Raw genomic sequence first — 18,028 nt, forward strand, 5'->3', positions numbered from 1 at the left:
CCGGGTGATCAAGCCGCCGTCGCGCATCACGTTGATCGGCATCGCCTTCGCGCTGGCGGCCCTCGCCGTCCTCGCCAAGGCCGTGGACGTGCAGCTGGTGCACGGTCACGAGTGGCGCCAGCGCGCCCGGGCGCAGCAGACCGTGCGGGTCCCGCTGCCGGCGCGGCGCGGCACCCTGTTCGACCGCAACGGCGCCCCGCTCGCGGTGAGCCAGGAGACGTACGGCGTGGGCCTCGCGCCGCAGGAGGTCTCCGACCGCGGCCGGGCCGTCCAGCTGCTCGCGCGCGCGCTGCACCGGCCGGAGGGCGAGTTCTCCCGGGCGTTCGCGTCCGACCGCGCGTGGCTGGAGTGGCCGGGGCCGTTCTCGTGGAACGACGTGATGCCCCTGAAGACCCTGCGCGGCGTGTACCTCGAGACCCGGCTCGAGCGCTTCTACCCGCGGCCCGACCTGGCGCCGCAGCTCGTCGGCCGGCTGAACGACGCCGGGCACGGCGCCAGCGGCCTGGAGCGGGCGCTGGACTCGCTGCTCGCGGGCCAGCCCGGCAGCGCGGTGATGCTGCGCGACCAGAGCGGGCACACCTATCCTTCGCCGTCCCGCCCCGCGGTGGAGCCGCGGCCGGGCGACGACGTGTACCTCACGCTCGACGCGCAGCTCGAGGAGATCGCGCAGCACGCGCTGGCGGCGGCGGTGGATTCGGTGCACGCCACGGGCGGCGACATCGTGATCATCCAGCCCGCCACCGGCGAGATCCTCGCGATGGCGAGCGTGCGCCGGACCGCCGCGGAGGGGAGCGGCCTCGGCGACGCGTTCGAGCCGGGCTCCACCGCCAAGGTGTTCACCGCGGCAGCGCTGCTGCGGGACGGGAAGGCGACGCCCGACGACAAGGTCTACGTGGAGCACGGCACCTACCAGCTCAACGGGCGCGTGATCCACGACGTCCATCCGGCCGACACCCTGACGCTCGCGGACGTCCTGCGGGTCTCCAGCAACATCGGGATGGCGAAGCTCGGCGCCCGCCTGTCGCCGGCCGAGCAGTTCACCGCGCTGCGCGACTTCGGATTCGGCACGCCGACCGGCATGGAGCTGGCGGGCGAGTCGCCCGGGCGGCTGCGCAACCCGCGGGCCTGGACGGCGGAGAGCCAGGCGAGCCTCGCCATGGGCTACGAGCTGGCCGTCTCGCCGCTGCAGCTCGCGGCGGCGTACGGCGTGCTCGCGGACGGGGGGGTGCTGCTGGAGCCGACCCTGGTGCGCTCGGTGCGGGACCGGAACGGGGACGCGCTGTGGACGGCGCGGCCGCGGCCGGTGCGGCAGGTGGTGAGCGCGAAGGTGGCCTCCCAGCTCACCCACATGCTGCAGGGTGTGGTCGAGGAAGGCACCGGCCGGCGGGCGGCGCTCGGCACCTACCAGGTGGCCGGCAAGACCGGCACCGCCCGGCGCGCCATCGGCGGCCGCTACCTCCCGGGCCACTACTGGGCGAGCTTCGTCGGCATCTTCCCGGCGCAGGACCCGCAGCTCGTCCTGGTGGTGAAGCTGGACGATCCCCAGGGCTCGTACTTCGCGGGCTCGACCGCCGCGCCGGTGGTCCGCACGATTCTCGAGGCGGCGCTGGCGACGCCGGGCGTCGCCCTCGACCGCGGACGGCTGGTGCGCCGCTGGCTCCCCGACAGCGGCGGCGAGACGCCGGCCGCCGCGGCCCCCGTGCCGGGCACCGGCATCGTGGTGCCGTGGCCGATGGCGCCCGCGCGGCGCGACACCACGGCGCCGGTGCCGGTGCCCGACGTGGCCGGCAGCGACCTCCGCGCAGCGGCGCGGGCGCTGCACCGCCGCGGCTTCGAGGTGCGCCTCGAGGGTTGGGGCCGGGTCACGGGGACGACGCCGGCGGCGGGCACCCCCGCCCGTCCGGGCCGCACCGTCGTGGTGCGCGCGGAAGGCGACCGTGCAGGCTGACGCGCTGCGCTCGCGCCTCGAGCACGCGGGGCTCCTGGTGCGCTGGCCGGCCGACGCGCCGGCCGTGATTCCGTCGGTCACCACCGACAGCCGGCGGGTGGAGCGCGACGCCCTGTTTCTCGCCTACAAGGGCTCCGCGTCCGACGCCCACGCCTACGTGGGCGCCGCGGCCCGGGCCGGCGCCGCGTTCGCCCTGGTCGAGCACGAGGTGCCCGACGCGGCGATCCCGCAGGCCGTCGTGCGCGACGGCCGGCGCGGCGCGGCCGTCGCCGCCGCGGCGTTCTTCGGGAACCCCGGCGACGCCCTGGTGCTGCTGGCGGCGACCGGGACCAACGGCAAGACGACCACCGTGCACCTGCTGCGCCACCTGTTCGGCGACCGCGCGCCCGCCGGCTCCATCGGCACGCTGGGGGCCATCGACGGGAAGGGCGAGCTGGTGCCCACGCCCGGCGCGCTCACCACGCCCGGGCCGGTCGAGCTCCAGCGGGCGCTGGCGCTCCTGAAGCTCGACGGCGTGCAGACCGTCGCGATGGAGGTGTCGTCGCACAGCCTCGACCAGGACCGCATCGCGGGCCTCGCCTTCCGCGCGGCGGTGTTCACCAACCTCACCCGCGACCACCTCGACTACCACCGCGACGCCGCCAGCTACCTGGCGGCCAAGCTGAAGCTCGACCGCTACCTCGCGCCGGGCGGCTACCAGGTGGTGAACGCCGCCGACCCGGCGTGGGGGGCGCTCCCGCCGCGGCCGGAGCGGATCACCTTCGCCATCGGCGCGCCGGCCGACGTGCGGGGCGAGGACGTCGAGGGGGACCGCCTCGGGATGCGGTTCCGGCTGGTGGTGCGCGGCGACGCCGCGCCGGTCGCCCTCCCGCTGCTGGGCGCGTTCAACGTCGAGAACGCGCTCGCGGCCGCGGCCACCGCCATCGCGCTCGACCGGGACCTCGAGGCCGTCGCGAAGAGCCTGTCGGCGGCGCCGCAGGTGCCGGGGCGGATGGAGCGCCTGACCGACCGGCCGTGCGTGGTGCTGCGCGACTACGCCCACACGCCGGACGCCCTCGAGCGCGCACTCGCCGCCCTGCGGCCCCTCACCAGCGGGCGTCTGATCGTGGTGTTCGGCGCCGGCGGCGACCGCGACACCGGCAAGCGGCCGCTGATGGGGGCCATCGCCGCGCGGGGCGCCGACCTGGCGGTGGTGACGTCCGACAATCCGCGCCGCGAGGACCCGGACCGGATCGTGCGCGACATCGAGGCGGGCATGGCGGGCGTACCGCACCTGAGAATCGTGGACCGCAGGGCCGCGGTGCTCCGGGCCCTCGCGATCGCCAAGCCGGACGACGTGATCCTGTTGGCGGGGAAGGGACACGAGACCCACCAGGTCGTGGGCGAGGAGCACGTGCCGATGGACGAGCGGGAGATCGTGGCCGCGGCGGTGGGCGCCGAGGAAGCCGGGAGCGTGTCGTGACGGCCTTTCCGTGGACCGCCCGGCACGTCGCCGAGGCGCTCGGCCAGCCGGCCGCCTCCTGGGACAACACGTACGCGGGCGTCTCGACCGACACGCGGTCCCTCAAGGAGCGCGAGCTGTTCGTGGCTCTCAGGGGCGAGCGGTTCGACGGGCACGACTACCTCAGCGACGCACGCCTGGCCGGCGTGGGCGCGGTCGTGGTGCGCCACCGCACGCCGCGCTGGCCCGGCTTCGACTGGTTCGAGGTGGACGACACCCTGGTGGCGCTCGGCGCGCTGGCGCGCCACCGGCGCGACGCGCTCGCCGGGCCGGTCGTCGCCGTCACCGGCACGACCGGCAAGACCAGCACCAAGGAGCTGGCGGCCGCGGCGCTCGGCGCGCGGCTCCGCGTGCACAAGTCGGAGCGCAACCTCAACAACCTGGTCGGCGTGCCGCTGACCCTGCTCGCCACGCCGATCGAAGCGGAGGTGGCGGTCGTCGAGTGCGGCGCGAGCGTGCCGGGCGAGATCCCCAGGCTGCGCGAGGTGGTGCGGCCCGACGTGGCGGTGGTCACCACGGTCGCGGAGGGGCACCTCGAGGGCTTCGGCGGCCTGGACGGCGTGTTCGCGGAAAAGCTGGCCCTGCTCGCCGGCGCCCCGACGGCGGTCGTCGGCACCGTGCCGGCCCGCCTCGCCGAGGCGGCGCGCGGCGTGGCCAAGCGGGTGATCACCGCCGGCCTCGAGGCCGGGGCCGACTGGACGGCCGAGAGCGTGACGCTGCTCCCCGACGGACGCCCGCGCTTCACGGTGCGCGGCGTCACGGTGGAGCTGCCGCTGTTCGGCCGGCACATGGTCGCCAACGCCCTGGTGGCGCTGGCCGTGGCGGACGCGGTCGGCGTCCCGCTGGCGGACGCAGCCGGCGCACTGGCCCGTACCCGGCTGCCGGCCGGGCGCTCGGAGGTGATCGAGCTGGGGGGCGTCACCGTCATCAACGACTGCTACAACGCCAATCCCTCCTCGTTCGCCGCGGCCCTGGACCTGCTGGCCGCGCTGCGGGGCGACCGCCGCGCCGTGGTGGTGGCGGGCACCATGCGGGAGCTGGGCGCGGCCTCGCGCGATCTGCATCGTGCGGTGGCCGAGCGGATCCTGGCGGCGCGGCCCGACGTGGTGGCGGCCGTGGGCGAGTTCGCGCCGGCGTTCGAGGGGCTGAAGAAGGGCCGGCCGAAGACGCCGACCCTGCTCACGGGCGAAGCGCCCGAGGCCGTCGTCCCCGGTCTCAGGGAGGCGCTCCGGCCCGGCGACGTCGTGCTGCTCAAGGCGTCGCGCGCAGTGCAGCTGGAGCGCGTGATTCCCCTGTTGTGGCCGTCGGCCCCGGCCGCGGGCGCGACGCACGAGGTGCCGGCGTGATCTACCAGCTGCTGCTTCCCTACGCGCACCAGTACACGTTCGCCAACCTGGTGAGCTACATCTCCTTCCGCGCCGGCGCGGCGATCGCGACCGCGCTGCTGCTGGCCTTCGTCATCGGGCCCGCGGCCATCGCGCGGCTGCAGGCGCACAAGGTCGGCCAGATCGTCCGCACCGACGGGCCGGCGACGCACCTCGGCAAGCGCGGCACGCCGACGATGGGCGGCGTGATCATCCTCGTCGCCTCGGTGGTCTCCACCCTGCTGTGGGCGAAGCTCGACAGCCGGTTCGTGATGATCGCGCTCGCGGCCACGGTGTGGATGGGCGGGATCGGCTTCGTGGACGACTACCTCAAGGTGGTGCAGCGGCGCCCGCGGGGCCTGGTGGCGCGCTACAAGCTCGCGGGACAGATCTCCTTCGGCCTCGCCCTGGGCGTCGTGCTCCTCGTCTTCCCCTGGTCGGGCACCGTGCTCCCGCCGTCGTCCACGACCGTCCCGTTCTTCAAGTACGTGTTCATCGTCCTGGAGCCGCCGCTCTACATCGCCTTCGTCACGTTCGTGGTGACCGCGTGGTCCAACGCGGTGAACCTGACCGACGGGCTCGACGGCCTGGCGACCGGGCTGTCGGCCATCGCTGCGCTGAGCTTCGCCGCGTTCGCCTACCTGTTCGGGCGGATCGACGCGTCGGAGTACCTGAAGGTCTTCTACCTCCCCGGGGCCGGCGAGCTGGCCATCTTCTGCGCCAGCCTGACGGGCGGCTGTCTCGGGTTCCTGTGGTTCAACGCGCACCCGGCCAAGGTGTTCATGGGAGACACCGGGTCGCTCGCCATCGGGGGCGGGCTGGGGACGACCGCCATCCTGCTCAAGGCCGAGTTCCTGCTGGTGCTGGTGGGCGGGGTGTTCGTGGCCGAGGCGGTGTCGGTCGTGCTGCAGACGAGCGTGTTCCGGTACCGGCTGCGGCGCTTCGGCCGGCCGTTCGCCGAGCAGCACCGCGTCTTCCGGATGGCGCCGCTGCACCACCACTTCGAGCAGCTCGGCTGGCACGAGTCCACCGTGGTGACGCGCTTCTACATCCTCGGGCTGATCTGCGCGCTGGTCGGGCTGGCGACGCTCAAGATCCGGTGACCTCCAGCCAGCGTGAGCCGGGTGCGGGCAGCGCGAAGGACGGGGACGGCGGCGGGTCGGCGTCCTCTGGCGCGATGATCCCCGCTGCGTGGCAGGGCGGCGAGGTCGCGGTGCTCGGCCTGATGCGCAGCGGCCGCGCCGCGGCCGAGCTGCTGCTGCGGCACGGGGCGGCGGTCTACGCCTCCGACGCCGGCGACACGCCCGCGGTGCGCGAGAACGCCGCCGCGCTCCAGGCGCTGGGCTGCGCGGTGGAGGTGGGCGGCCACGACCTCGCGCGCGTCGCCCGCTGCCGGGCGGTGATCGCCTCGCCGGGCGTGCCGCCGGACGCGCCGGCCCTCGCGGCCGCCCGCGCGGCGCTCGTGCCGGTCCTGGCCGAGCTGGAGCTGGGCGCGCGGTTCCTGCCGTCCACCCGCCTCGTCGTCGTCACCGGCACGAAGGGCAAGTCCACGACCACCGCGTGCGTCGCGCACCTGCTCCGGGCGGCGGGCCTGGGCGACGCCGAGGCCGCGGGGAACATCGGCAACCCCATCAGCGCCGTCGCCCTGGCGGAGCGGCCACCGGCCTGGCTGGCGGTGGAGGCCAGCTCGTTCCAGCTCCACGACGCGCCGACGCTCAGCCCGGCCGCCGGCGTGCTGACGAACCTCTCGCCCGACCATCTCGACCGCTACCGCACCGCGGAGGCGTACTACGCGGACAAGGCGCTGCTGTTCCGGAACGCCGGGCCCGGGAGCCGCTGGGTCGTGAACGGCGACGACGCGGCGGCGCTCGGGATGGCCGCCGCGGCGGCGGGCACGCGCGAGACCTTCTCGCTCCGCGAGCGGGCGGCGGCGGCCTTCTACGACCGCACCGCCGGCTGGCTGGTGCTGCGCGGCACGCCGCTGCTCAAGCGCGCGGACCTCCGGCTCCTCGGCGACCACAACGTGGCCAACGCCCTCGCGGCCGCCCTCGCCGTGCCGCCGGACGCGGATCGCGACCGCGTGGCCGGGGCGCTCGCCACCTTCCGCCCGCTCCCCCACCGCCTCGAGCCCGTGCGCGAGCTGGACGGCGTGCTGTGGATCAACGATTCGAAGGCCACCATCCTGAGCGCCGTCGAGGTCGCCCTGGCCAGCGTGCCGCGGCCGGTGGTGCTGCTGCTCGGCGGGCGGCCGAAGGTGGCCTCGTTCGCGCCGCTCGCCGCGCACCTAAGCGGCGTGCGCGCGGTGGTGGCCTACGGCGAGGCCGCGCCGGCGATCGAGCGGGACCTGGGGTCCGCCGTGCGGCTGGTGCGGGGGGGCGACTTCCGCGACGTGCTCGAGAAGGCGAAGGGCCTGGCGCGACCGGGCGACGCGGTGCTGCTCGCCCCGGCGTGCACCAGCTTCGACATGTTCGACAACGCGGAGCAGCGCGGCCGGCAGTTCCGCGCCATCGTCGAGGCCTGGTAGTGGCGCGCGCGCCGCGACCGTCGAGCCCGGCCCGCGCGCCGCGCCAGCGGCAGCGCTGGCTCGGTTGGGAAGCGCGGCTGATGGTCATCATCACCGCCGCGCTGGTCGTCTTCGGGCTCGTGTCCGTGTACGCCGCATCGTCCGCGCTGATGCAGCACGGCCGCCCCGTCGGGATGTCGCTCGCGCTCGACCAGGCCCTGGGTGCCGCGCTGGGCGGGCTGCTGCTCATCCTGGCGGCCCGCATCGACCTCGGCCGCGTGCGCCGGCTCGCCTGGCCGCTGATGCTCGGCGCGCTCGTGCTGCTGGTGGTGGTCGTGCTCCCCTTCACCCAGGCCATCGCCCCGCGTCTCAACGGCTCGCGCCGCTGGCTCCGCCTCGGCGTGTCCATCGAGATCTCCGAGATCGCCAAGCTGGTGGCGGTCGTGTGGACGGCGGCGCTGTGCGCCAAGAAAGGCAAGAACCTGAGCCACCTGTTCCGAGGCCTCGTGCCCGTGATGACGGTCATCGGGCCGATGTGCCTCCTGATCCTGCTGGAGCCCGACCTCTCGACCGCCGTGGTGATCGGCTTCCTGGCGATGATCGTGCTGTTCGCGGCGGGCGCGCGAGTCGGCCACTTCATCCTGCTCGGCGCGTTCGCCTTCCCGTTCCTCTGGGACCGCATCCTGCACGTCCAGTACCGCCTGCTGCGGTTGACGGCGTTCCTCGACCCCGGCGCGGACCGGCTCGCCAGCGGCTACCAGATCAACCAGTCGCTGATCGGGCTCGGGGCCGGGCGGCTGTTCGGAGTCGGCTTCGGCCAGGGGCAGCAGAAGCTGGGATTCCTGCCGTACCCATACTCCGACTTCATCTTCGCCACCATCGGCGAGGAGTGGGGCTTCGTCGGCGTGGTGTTCCTGGTGACGCTCTACGGTGCGTGGCTGTTCCTCGCGCTGCGGCTCGCGCGCGCGGCCGCGGATCCCTTCCACCAGTTCCTGGGCGTGGGCCTGGCGGCGTTGATCGGCGTGGACGCCTTCCTGCACATGGGGGTCGGCCTCGCGCTGGTGCCCACCACCGGGCTGGTGCTGCCGTTCATCTCGCACGGACGGTCGAGCCTGGTCGTGGCGCTCGTCGCGACGGGCCTGATCCTCAACCTCGGGACCCGGAAGCGCGCGGCGGCGCGGTGACCACCGTCCTGTTCACCGGCGGCGGGACCGGCGGACACCTCATGCCGGCGCTCGCCATCGCCGAGGAGATGGTGCGGCTCGATCCGTCGGTCCGGCCCTTCTTCGTCGGGAGCCGCCGCGGCGTCGAGGCGTCCGTGCTGCCGCAGCGCCCCTGGCGCTACGAGCTGCTGCCGCTCGAGCCGCTGTGGCGGCGGCGCTGGTGGCGAAACCTCCGACTCCCGTTCGCGCTGGCCGCGTCGCTCCGGGCGGTGCGCGCGATCCTCGTGCGCGAGGCTCCGGCCGCGGTGGTCGGCACGGGCGGGTACGTCGCCGGGCCGGTGGTGTGGGCGGCGCTGCAGCGCGGCGTGCCCGCCGCACTCCAGGAGCAGAACGCGTTCCCGGGGCTCGTGACCCGGGCGCTCGCGCGACGGGCGCGCCAGGTGCACCTCGGGTTTCCGGAGGCGCGCGCCAGACTCTCGGTGGGGGAGGGCACCGCCGTCTTCGACAGCGGCAACCCCATCCCGGCCCCGCCCTCGCCGCGCCCCTCGCGCGGGGAGGCGAAGCGCAGGCTCGGCTTTCCGGCGGAGCGTCCCCTGGTGTTCCTCACCGGAGGCAGCCAGGGTGCCCTCCCGATCAACCAGGCCGTCGCCGGCGCGCTCGCGTCGGGCACCTTCCCGGCCGACGCCTCGCTGCTGTGGCAGTGCGGCGCGCACTCGCTCGATCGGTTCGCCCCGTTCCGGGCGAAGGGCCGCGTCGCGGTGGAGGCGTTCCTCGATCCGATCGCCGACGCCTACGCTGCGGCCGACCTCGTCGTCTCGCGGGCCGGAGCGATGACGCTCGCGGGCCTGGCGGCCTGGGGCCTCCCCGCCGTCCTGGTCCCGCTCCCGACGGCGGCCGCCGGTCATCAGCTGTCCAACGCGAGGGCCCTGGCCGACGCGGGTGCCGCCGTGCTCCTCGAGCAGGAGGCTCTGACGGCGGTCGCGCTCTCGACGGCAGTGGGGACCCTGCTTGGCGACCCTGCAAGAATGGCGGACCTCGCGCGGCGGATGCTCGCGCGCGCGAGGCCGGACGCGGCCGCCGTCATCGCGGCGGAAGTGCTCAAACTGGTGGCCAAGACCTAGCTTACGCTCTTTCCCAACCTCAGGCGGGGTCTTATATTAGCCGCCTGTTGATGCAGCTTTTTGCCCAAGACGACCCTCGCCCCGTCCATTTCATGGGGGTCGCTGGCGCCGGGATGAGCGCGTTGGCGCTCCTCGCACGGCGCCGGGGCGTGCCGGTGACCGGCTGCGATCGCGAGCCGGATGGCGCCGGGGCGGCGGCCAACACGGCGGATGTGCGCAGGGCCGGCGGGATCGTTCTCGCCGGGCACGATCCGAGCCATGTGAGCGGGACGAGGGCCGTCATCGTGACGGCAGCTGTCCCGCCGGACCACCCGGAACTTGCGAGGGCGCGGGCACTTGGAATCCCGATCGTGCGCCGTGCCGATGCGCTGGCTGCCGCCATCGCGCCTGGTCGAGTCGTCGCCGTCGCCGGAACACACGGGAAGACCACGACCACGGTGATGACGACACAGGCGCTGGCGGCCGCCGGGCTGGATCCCACGGGGATCGCTGGCGGCCGCGTCGCTTCGTGGTCGGGCAGCACCAGGTTCGGCGGCGACGGCGTCTTCGTCGTCGAGGCGGACGAGTACGACAAGGCGTTTCTCGCACTGTCCGCCGAAGTCGCTGTCATCAATAACGTTGAAGCCGACCACCTCGAGTGCTATGGCAGCATTCAGGCCCTCGAGGAAGCGTTTGCGCAGTTCGCCGGGCCGGCACGGCGAGTGATCGCTGGAGCGGACGACCCCGGCGCGAGCCGGGTCGCCGCCCGGGCCGGTCGCCCGACCTGGACCGTAGGCGTTGCGGCGCAAGCGGATGTGCGGATTTCGGACGTGCGGCAGTCCGCCGCCGGCAGCACGGCGAGGGTGACCTTGCCGGGGGCCGGGGAGGCCGAGTTGAGGTTGAAGGTGCCCGGCCTTCACAACATCCGCAACGCTGCTGCCGCTTTGGCGGTCACGGTGGAGCTGGGGGCGAGCGTCGAACCGGCACTCGGCGCCCTGGCGGCGTTCACGGGGGTCGGGCGGCGCTTCGAGCTGGTGGGGTCGGCGGCGGGGGTGACGGTCGTGGACGACTACGCGCACCACCCGACCGAGATCGCCGCGACGCTGGAGGGGGCCCGGCAGGCGTACCCGCGCCGGCGGCTGGTGGCGGTCTTCCAGCCGCACCTGTTCTCGCGGACCGCGCTGCACGGGGTGGGGATGGGCGCGGCGCTGCGGGCGGCCGACGTGGTGGTGGTCAGCGAGGTGTACGCGGCGCGAGAGGCGCCCGTGCCGGGCGTGAGTGGGCGGCTGGTGGCGGACGCGGCCGCGCGGGCGGGCAACGAGGTGGTGTGGGTGCCCGAGCGGGCGGAGCTGGTGGCGCAGGTCGCGTCGCTGGTACGCGAGGGAGACGTCGTGCTGACGCTGGGCGCGGGCGACGTCACCGCCGTGGGGAGGGATCTCCTCACGCGGCTCGAGGAGCGGAAGGGCGCCAGGGCGTGAGGCCATCCCGGCGGGTGGCGGCGGTGGTGGTGGTGGCGCTGGCGAGCGCGGGCTGGTGGGGTCCCTGGGTGCTCGGACGGTTCCGGTTCTTCGACGTCCGTCGCGTGGAGGTGCGCGGCACGCGCTACCTCGCTCCGGCGACGGTCGTCGCGGCCCTGGGCCTCGGGAGCGGCGCGAGCGTGTGGTCGAACACGCGGGCGATGGAGCGGCGGGTCGGCGCGCTGGCGGGCGTCCGTGCGGCCGTGGTGGCCCGCCGGGTGCCGTCCACGCTGGTGGTGACCGTCGCGGAGGTGGAGCCGGTCGCGCTGGCCAGGGGGCCGGACGCGCTGGTGCCGGTGGACGACAGCGGCCGGCCGTTGCCGTACGATCCCGCGGCCGTCCCGCTGGACGCGCCGGTGATCGCGAAGGCCGACGCGCCGCTGCTGGCGGCGCTGGCGACGGTGCGGTCCACGGACTTGGGGCTGTACGCGGACATCGCAGCGGCGCGAACCGCCGCCGGGGGGAGCGTGGTGCTGGAGCTGGGGCAGGGCCGGCTGCGCGTCGCGACACCGCTCGATCCGGCGGTGGTGCGGTCGCTGGCGGCGGTGCGGCGCGACCTGGCGGCGCGGGGTCAGCGGTGGACGGAGCTCGACGGCCGGTTCCACGGCTGGATCGTCGTGCGGCGGGCGGCGGCGTGACGCGCGAGCTGGTGTGCGGGCTCGACGTCGGCACCACCAAGACGTGCGCGGTGATCGCGGAGGTCGCGGGCGAGCTGCCGCGCGCGCCCGAGGCGCGGATCCTCGGCGTGGGCCGGGCGCGCACCAGCGGGGTGCGGCGGGGCGTGGTGCGGGACATCGACGAGACCACGCGCTCGGTGGTGGAGGCGGTCGCTGCGGCGGAGCGGATGGCGGGCTTCAAGGTCGAAGGGGTGTGGGTCGGGATCGCGGGCGAGCACGTGCACGCGATCACCTCGCCCGGGGTGGTGGCCGTGACGGGCCCGGAGATCCGCAAGGCGGACGTGGACCGGGTGATCGAGGTCGCGCGCGCGGTGGTGCTGGGGCCGGACAGCGAGATCCTGCACGTGATTCCGCAGGAGTTCATCGTGGACCGGCAGCGCGGCATCGCCGATCCGGTGGGGATGACGGGGACGCGGCTGGAGACGGACGTGTTCCTGGTGACGATGTCGAGCTCGGTGGGCCAGAACCTGCGCAAGGCGGTGGAGCGCGCGGGCTACGACGTGGCGGGGTTCGTGCTGGAGCCGCTGGCCGCGAGCTACGCGACGGTGACGGAGGACGAGCGGGAGCTGGGCGTGGCGCTGGTGGAGCTGGGCGGGAGCAGCACCGATCTCGCCATCTTCCACGACGAGAAGTTCCGGCACCTGTGGACGTTCGGCTTCGCCGGGGCGCACGTCACCAGCGACATCGCGATGGGGCTGTCGGTGACGCAGGCCGACGCGGAGCGGCTGAAGGAGCGCTACGGCATCGCGTACCGGCCGCTGGTGGATCCGCAGGAGACGATCGAGCTGCCGAGCCCGGCGGGGCAGGAGCCGCGGCACGTGCTGCGCGACATCCTGGCGGACATCATCCACCAGCGCCTCGACGAGGTCCTGGGCGCGGTGGCGCGCGAGATCGAGCGGGTGGGGTACGTGGGGAAGCTGCCGGCGGGGGTGGTGCTGACGGGCGGGACGGCGATGCTGGCGGGGGTGGTGGAGCTGGCGCGGGACGTGTTCGGGATGCCGGTGCGTCTCGGGGTGCCGGGCCAGCACCTCTCGGGGAGCCTGATCGACGCGGTGGAGCAGCCGCGCTTCAGCACCGCGACCGGGCTGGCGATGTACGCGATGCACGAGCTGGCGCGGGGTGCGGCGCAGGCGGGGGTGCGGGCCGTGACGGTGGACCGGGTGTTCGGCTCGGTGCGCCGGTGGTTGACCGACTTCTTCTAGACCCAGCGAATCGGGGAGCGGCGTCATGATCTTCGAGCTCGAGGAAACCGTCCAGCAGAACGCGCGGATGAAGGTCGTCGGCGTCGGGGGCGGTGGCGGCAACGCCGTCAACCGGATGATCGAGGAGCACCTGACCGGGGTGGAGTTCATCTCGGTCAACACCGACGCGCAGGCGCTGCTGAACTCCCGCTCGGACATCAAGGTCCAGATCGGGAAGAAGCTGACGCGCGGGCTCGGGGCGGGGGCCCGGCCGGAGATCGGCCGCCAGGCGATCGAGGAGAACCGCGACGACGTCGGCCGCGTGATCCACGGCGCCGACCTGGTGTTCGTGACCTGCGGGATGGGCGGCGGCACGGGGACGGGCGCCGCGCCGATCATCGCCGCGATGGCGCACGAGATCGGGGCCCTCACGGTGGGGATCGTGACCAAGCCGTTCCTGTTCGAGGGCAAGAAGCGGATGAAGCAGGCGGAGATGGGCATCGTCGAGATGCGCAAGCACGTCGACACGATGATCGTCGTGCCCAACGAGCGCCTGCTGGCCGTGGCCGGGAAGGGGATGCCGTTCCTCGACGCCCTGAAGAAGGCGGACGAGGTGCTCCTCAACGCCACCCGCGGCATCTCGACGCTGATCAGCGTCGCCGGCCTGGTGAACGTGGACTTCGCCGACGTGCGGACCGTGATGCAGAACGGCGGCTCGGCGCTGATGGGGACGGGCACGGGCAAGGGGGAGAACCGGGCGCTGGAGGCGGCGCAGCAGGCCATCTCGAGCCCGCTGCTCGACAACGTCTCGATCAACGGCGCGACCGGCGCGCTGGTCAACATCACCGGCGGCGCGGACCTCACCCTCGGCGAGGTCACGCAGATCAGCGACACGATCCACGACGCGGCCGGCGACGAGGCGGACGTCATCTTCGGCGCCGTGGTGGACCCGTCGATGGAGGGCGAGATCCGGGTGACGGTGATCGCCACGGGCTTCGACCGGCGCGACATCAAGGAGGCGGGGCCGCGGGCCGCGGGCGTCATCCAGTTCCCGCAGCGCCAGGTGGCGGGGCTGCGCGGCGCGGGGGCGCAGCCGGCCGCGGCCACGGGCGGCGCGGGCACCCCGCCGGCGGCGCCGCGGCGCCAGGCGCCCGCGACCCCCGCGCCGCCGGCGCAGCCCCCGGCGGAGCCGCTCTCCGACATGGAGATCCCGACCTTCATCCGCAGGCAGATGGATTGACCGACCGCACCCGGCAGGTCGCCACCCTGGTCGCGGCCGCCGCGCTCCTGGGGGCGGCGGCGGTGGGCGTGGCGCGGCGGCACGGCCTGCTGGGCGGCCTCCCGACGGCGCCCGCGCTGGTGGTGACGGGCCCTCCCGTCGAGACCATCGTCGACACGCTGAGGCGCCGCGAGACGGTGTCCCAGCTGTTCCAGCGGCGCGGCGTCACCGACGTGGACTGGTCCGCGGTGGCGCAGGCGGTGCGCAACTTCCAGCCCCAGCGGCTCAAGGCGGGCCTGGTGTTCCTCTTCCAGCAGCGTCACGGCGCCGCCGTGCCGCACGCGGTGGCGGCGCGCACCTCGCGCGACGAGCGCCTGCTGCTGACCCGCGTCGCCGACCACTGGACCGCGTCGGTGGAGCGCATCCCCTGGCACGCGGAGCCGCTGGTCGTGACCGGCACCGTCACGCGCGACGCGGCGACGGTGTACCAGGCGATGGACAACGCGGTGAGCGACGCGCTCCTCTCGCGCGACGAGCGCAGCCAGCTGGTGCTGGCCCTCGCGGACGTCTACGACTGGGAGGTGGACTTCGCCCGCGACCTGCAGCCCGGCGACGGGTTCCGCGTCGTCGCCGAGCGCCTGGTGTCGGCGGACGGGGAAGCCCGCTTCGGTCGCGTGGTGGCCGCGCGCCTCGAGCTGTCGGGCCAGCGGCTCTACGCCTTCCGGCTCGACGACGGCGACCGGCCCGCGTTCTGGGACGAGAACGGTCGCTCGCTGCGCCGCGACTTCCTCCGCTCGCCGCTGCGCTACCGGAGCGTGAGCAGCCGGTTCAGCAGCTCGCGCTGGCAGCCGATCCTCCACTATTACCGGGCGCACCTGGGCACCGACTTCGCGGCCGAGCTGGGCACGGAGGTGCGGGCCATCGGCGCGGGCACGGTCATCTTCGCGGGACGCGAGGGCGGCTACGGCAACCTGGTCGAGATCCGGCATCCGCGCGGCTACGAGACCCGCTACGGCCACCTGCTGCGCTTCGCCGCGGGGGTCGAGACGGGCGCGCGGGTGGAGCAGAACCAGGTCATCGGCTACGTGGGCAGCAGCGGCCTGTCCACCGGTCCCCACCTGCACTTCGAGGTGCGGCAGAACGGCCGGGCCGTCAACCCGCTGCGGCAGCTGGGCGGCGCCGCCCCCGGCGCGCCGATCGCCGCCGATCTCCGGCCCGCCTTCGACCGCGAGAAACAGCGGCTGCTGATGCTGCTCGAGCCACCGCCTCCGGCCGTCATCGCGAGCACGCCGCGCACCTGAAGCGTCGCCTCCCCTCCGATGGACCTGTTCCCCGCCATTGACCTCAGGGCCGGGCGGGTCGTGCGCATGCGGCGCGGCGACCCGGCCTCCGAGTTCGTCTACGATCCGGACCCGGTCGCGGTGGCGCGGCGCTACGCCCGGGCCGGGGCGCGCTGGGCGCACGTGATCGACCTGGACCGGGTGTTCGGCTTCGGGGAGCAGACGCCGCTCATCGCCGAGCTGGCGCGGGGCGGCGCGCTGCGCCTCCAGGTCGGCGGCGGCCTCGACACGCCGGCGCAGGCGGCGGCCGTCCTGGACTGCGGGGTCGAGCGCGTCATCGTGCGCGCGTCGGCGGCCCGGGAGCCGGGCGGGCTGGAGGCGATGGCGCGGCAGCTCGGAGCGGCGCGGCTCGCGGTGGCCGTGGACGCGCGCGCGGGATGCGTGGATCTCGACGGCGCGATGGCGGGCATGCCCGCGGTCGAGCTGGCCCGGGCGGCCGCGCAGGCCGGCATCGGCACCGTCGTGTACACCGACCTCGGGCGCGAGGGCGGGCTCGGCGGCGCGGACGTCGGCGGCGCGACCGCGCTCGCCCGCGAGGCCGGCGTGGACGTGATCGTGTCGGGCGGCGTCGGCGCGCTGGACGACGTGCGCGCGATCCGCGCGGCCGGCCTGGCCGGCGCCGTGGTGGGCCGTGCCCTGTTGGAAGGCCGGTTCACGCTGGCCGAGGCCCTCGCGTGTACGTCGTCGTAGGTCTCGCGGCGGCGGCCGCGGCGCTCGCCGTCTACCTCGTGCTGGAGAAGGCGGGACCGGGAGCCCTGTGGCTGGCGGCGCTGCGCGCCGCCGCCTGGGGCGCGGTGGCCGCGCTGCTGATCGACCCCGGGTGCCGCCGGGCCGGCGGCGGCTTGCCGCCGGTCGTGCTCCTCGACCGCTCGCTCTCGATGACCGATCCCGCGCCGGGGCCGGCGGGACTCGCACGCTGGCGCGCGGCGCTGGACACGGCCCGCCGGATCGCGGGGCGCGGCGGCCGCATCATCCTGTTCGGCGCGCAGCCGGCGGCCCTGCAGGGGCCGGCGCTGCCCGGGGATCCGTCCAGCCGGCTGCTGCCGGCGTGGCGCGAGGCCGCCGCCCTCGGCGGGCCCGTCGCGGTGGTCACCGACGGCGAGGTGGACGACGCGCGCGAGCTGCCGCCGGACTTCCTGCGCCTGGCGCGCATCGTGGTGCTGCCCAGGCCCGCGCGGGCTGACGTCGGCGTGGCCGCCCTGGACCTGCCGCTGGCCCTGCGCCGGGGCGATACGGCGACGGCCGGCGTCGTGCTGGTCGCCGCCGGCACCGTTCCCGCCGACACCGCCACGCTGGAGCTTCGCGAGGGGACGCGCGTCGTCGCGCGGACCAGGGTCGGACTGGGAGCGGGCGGCAGTCTCCGGCGCCAGCTCCGCTTCGTGCCGGGCGCGTTGCCGGCGGGCGTGGATCACGAGGATCGCCGCTATGAGGCGCGGATCTCCGGGGTGAGCGACGACGCGGAGCCGCGCGACGACGCGCGGGCGACGCTGGCCGAGGTCTCGCGCACCAGCGCCATCGCGGTGCTGTCCGACAGCCCCGACTGGGACTTCCGGGCGCTCACGGCCACGCTGCAGCAGACCGCCGGCGTCCCGGTCGCCGCGTTCGTGCGGGTGGCGCCGGGCGGGCCGTGGCGCGACGCCGCCTCGCTCCGGCCCGTCGCGCAGGCCGCGGTCGAGGGTGCGGCGCGCGCCGCCGCGCTGGTGGTCGTGCACGGCACGGCCGCCGGCACGACGCCCCTCGCGGCGCTCGCGCGCCACGCCCTGTGGCGGTGGACGACGCCCGGGACCGGCGTCGTGGCCGGCGACTGGTATGCGGTCCCGTCGGCCACGGCGTCGCCGCTCGGCGCCGCGCTGGCCGGTGTCCCGGCCGAGAGCCTGCCACCGCTCGAGGCGCTGGCGCAGCAGCCGGGGGACTCCGCCGGGTGGACGGCCGTGTCGGCCCGCCTCGGCCGCCGCGGGCGCGCCTGGCCGGCGATCGTGGGCGCGGAGCGCGGACCGGTCCGGGTGGTGCGCATGCTGGGGTCGGGCTTCTGGCGCTGGGCCAGCAAGGGCGGCGTGGCCGCCGAGGGATACCGGTCGCTCGTCGCTGCGCTCAGCGACTGGCTGCTGACGGCGCCGGAGCGCGAGGGGGCGGCGCTCGCCGCGCGGCGCGACTCGCTCAACCGCGGACTCGACGAGTGGCTGCCGAGGGCGCGAACCTTGAGCGGCCAGCCGGGGCTGCGCGCGACGGGCCCAGCCGAGACGGAGCCGCTGCGCCGGATGCCGTGGGTGTACGGGGCGGCGCTGGGGGCTTTGGTGCTGGAGTGGGTCGGGCGGCGGCGAAGGGGAATGAGGTGAGGACGCAAGGAGTGACGAGGTGAGAGGTTAGAGGTGAGAAGTGAGACGTTCAAGTGAGAAGTGAGGGTGAGGGGTGAGACGTCTCACCCCTCACGCCTCCCGCTCCTCACGCCTCACCTTAACTTCTCACTTCTCGCGCCTCACCTCTCACCCTGGAGGTTCCTCTGGCAGGTCTGTGG

Annotated in this window: 14 protein-coding genes; all 14 read left to right on the forward strand. The window is 75.0% G+C overall.

What is annotated here, in order from left to right; genetic code table 11:
- Positions 1 to 4 precede the first annotated feature (4 nt).
- The 14 genes from VMF70_03060 to VMF70_03125 all read left to right on the forward strand — a co-directional run bounded on the left by VMF70_03060 (position 5) and on the right by VMF70_03125 (position 17,849).
- Positions 5 to 1,948, forward strand: coding sequence for a penicillin-binding transpeptidase domain-containing protein (locus VMF70_03060; protein ID HTT66986.1), 1,944 nt, complete (start codon positions 5 to 7; stop codon positions 1,946 to 1,948).
- Positions 1,938 to 3,410 carry a UDP-N-acetylmuramoyl-L-alanyl-D-glutamate--2,6-diaminopimelate ligase gene (locus VMF70_03065; protein HTT66987.1) on the forward strand — a complete coding sequence of 491 codons (1,473 nt, stop codon included), beginning with the start codon at positions 1,938 to 1,940 and terminating at the stop codon, positions 3,408 to 3,410. The genes VMF70_03060 and VMF70_03065 overlap by 11 nt, the downstream gene beginning before the upstream one ends.
- Complete coding sequence (gene murF / locus VMF70_03070; GenBank protein ID HTT66988.1) at positions 3,407 to 4,795, forward strand: UDP-N-acetylmuramoyl-tripeptide--D-alanyl-D-alanine ligase; 1,389 nt, start codon at positions 3,407 to 3,409, stop codon at positions 4,793 to 4,795. The genes VMF70_03065 and murF overlap by 4 nt, the downstream gene beginning before the upstream one ends.
- Complete coding sequence (gene mraY, locus VMF70_03075) at positions 4,792 to 5,916, forward strand: phospho-N-acetylmuramoyl-pentapeptide-transferase (protein HTT66989.1); 1,125 nt, start codon at positions 4,792 to 4,794, stop codon at positions 5,914 to 5,916. Before murF ends, mraY begins: the two co-directional genes overlap by 4 nt.
- Positions 5,917 to 5,990: 74 nt before the next feature.
- Complete coding sequence (gene murD / locus VMF70_03080; protein HTT66990.1) at positions 5,991 to 7,337, forward strand: UDP-N-acetylmuramoyl-L-alanine--D-glutamate ligase; 1,347 nt, start codon at positions 5,991 to 5,993, stop codon at positions 7,335 to 7,337.
- 80 nt (positions 7,338 to 7,417) lie between these two features.
- Entirely contained in the window at positions 7,418 to 8,500 is a 1,083-nt protein-coding gene (locus VMF70_03085; protein ID HTT66991.1) for an FtsW/RodA/SpoVE family cell cycle protein, read from the forward strand.
- Positions 8,497 to 9,600: an undecaprenyldiphospho-muramoylpentapeptide beta-N-acetylglucosaminyltransferase gene (murG, locus tag VMF70_03090; GenBank protein HTT66992.1), complete on the forward strand. Its 1,104-nt coding sequence runs from the start codon at positions 8,497 to 8,499 to the stop codon at positions 9,598 to 9,600. The genes VMF70_03085 and murG overlap by 4 nt, the downstream gene beginning before the upstream one ends.
- Before the next feature lie 92 nt (positions 9,601 to 9,692).
- Positions 9,693 to 11,057, forward strand: a complete 1,365-nt coding sequence (gene murC, locus VMF70_03095) for a UDP-N-acetylmuramate--L-alanine ligase (protein ID HTT66993.1) — start codon at positions 9,693 to 9,695, stop codon at positions 11,055 to 11,057.
- On the forward strand, positions 11,054 to 11,734 hold the full coding sequence (locus tag VMF70_03100; protein HTT66994.1) for an FtsQ-type POTRA domain-containing protein: 681 nt from the start codon (positions 11,054 to 11,056) through the stop codon (positions 11,732 to 11,734). Before murC ends, VMF70_03100 begins: the two co-directional genes overlap by 4 nt.
- Positions 11,731 to 12,975, forward strand: a complete 1,245-nt coding sequence (ftsA, locus tag VMF70_03105) for a cell division protein FtsA (protein ID HTT66995.1) — start codon at positions 11,731 to 11,733, stop codon at positions 12,973 to 12,975. The genes VMF70_03100 and ftsA overlap by 4 nt, the downstream gene beginning before the upstream one ends.
- Before the next feature lie 25 nt (positions 12,976 to 13,000).
- Positions 13,001 to 14,194: a cell division protein FtsZ gene (gene ftsZ, locus VMF70_03110; GenBank protein HTT66996.1), complete on the forward strand. Its 1,194-nt coding sequence runs from the start codon at positions 13,001 to 13,003 to the stop codon at positions 14,192 to 14,194.
- Positions 14,191 to 15,474, forward strand: coding sequence for a peptidoglycan DD-metalloendopeptidase family protein (locus VMF70_03115; protein ID HTT66997.1), 1,284 nt, complete (start codon positions 14,191 to 14,193; stop codon positions 15,472 to 15,474). The genes ftsZ and VMF70_03115 overlap by 4 nt, the downstream gene beginning before the upstream one ends.
- A gap of 18 nt (positions 15,475 to 15,492) precedes the next feature.
- Positions 15,493 to 16,203 (forward strand): HisA/HisF-related TIM barrel protein, encoded by a 711-nt coding sequence (locus tag VMF70_03120; protein ID HTT66998.1) that lies wholly within the window; start codon positions 15,493 to 15,495, stop codon positions 16,201 to 16,203.
- Positions 16,188 to 17,849, forward strand: coding sequence for a hypothetical protein (locus VMF70_03125; GenBank protein HTT66999.1), 1,662 nt, complete (start codon positions 16,188 to 16,190; stop codon positions 17,847 to 17,849). Before VMF70_03120 ends, VMF70_03125 begins: the two co-directional genes overlap by 16 nt.
- The last annotated feature ends 179 nt before the right edge of the window (positions 17,850 to 18,028 follow it).

The sequence above is a fragment of the Gemmatimonadales bacterium genome (assembly GCA_035502185.1).
In the GTDB taxonomy this organism is placed as follows: Bacteria; Gemmatimonadota; Gemmatimonadetes; order Gemmatimonadales; family JACORV01; genus Fen-1245.

What these genes read in the sequence shown, in the direction of transcription:
- murD (HTT66990.1), top strand. Translation starts at nt 5,991, where the DNA reads ATGATCCCCGCTGCGTGGCAGGGCGGCGAGGTCGCGGTGCTCGGCCTG.
- VMF70_03085 (HTT66991.1), top strand. Translation starts at nt 7,418, where the DNA reads ATGGTCATCATCACCGCCGCGCTGGTCGTCTTCGGGCTCGTGTCCGTG.
- murC (HTT66993.1), top strand. Translation starts at nt 9,693, where the DNA reads ATGGGGGTCGCTGGCGCCGGGATGAGCGCGTTGGCGCTCCTCGCACGG.
- ftsZ (HTT66996.1), top strand. Translation starts at nt 13,001, where the DNA reads ATGATCTTCGAGCTCGAGGAAACCGTCCAGCAGAACGCGCGGATGAAG.
- VMF70_03120 (HTT66998.1), top strand. Translation starts at nt 15,493, where the DNA reads ATGGACCTGTTCCCCGCCATTGACCTCAGGGCCGGGCGGGTCGTGCGC.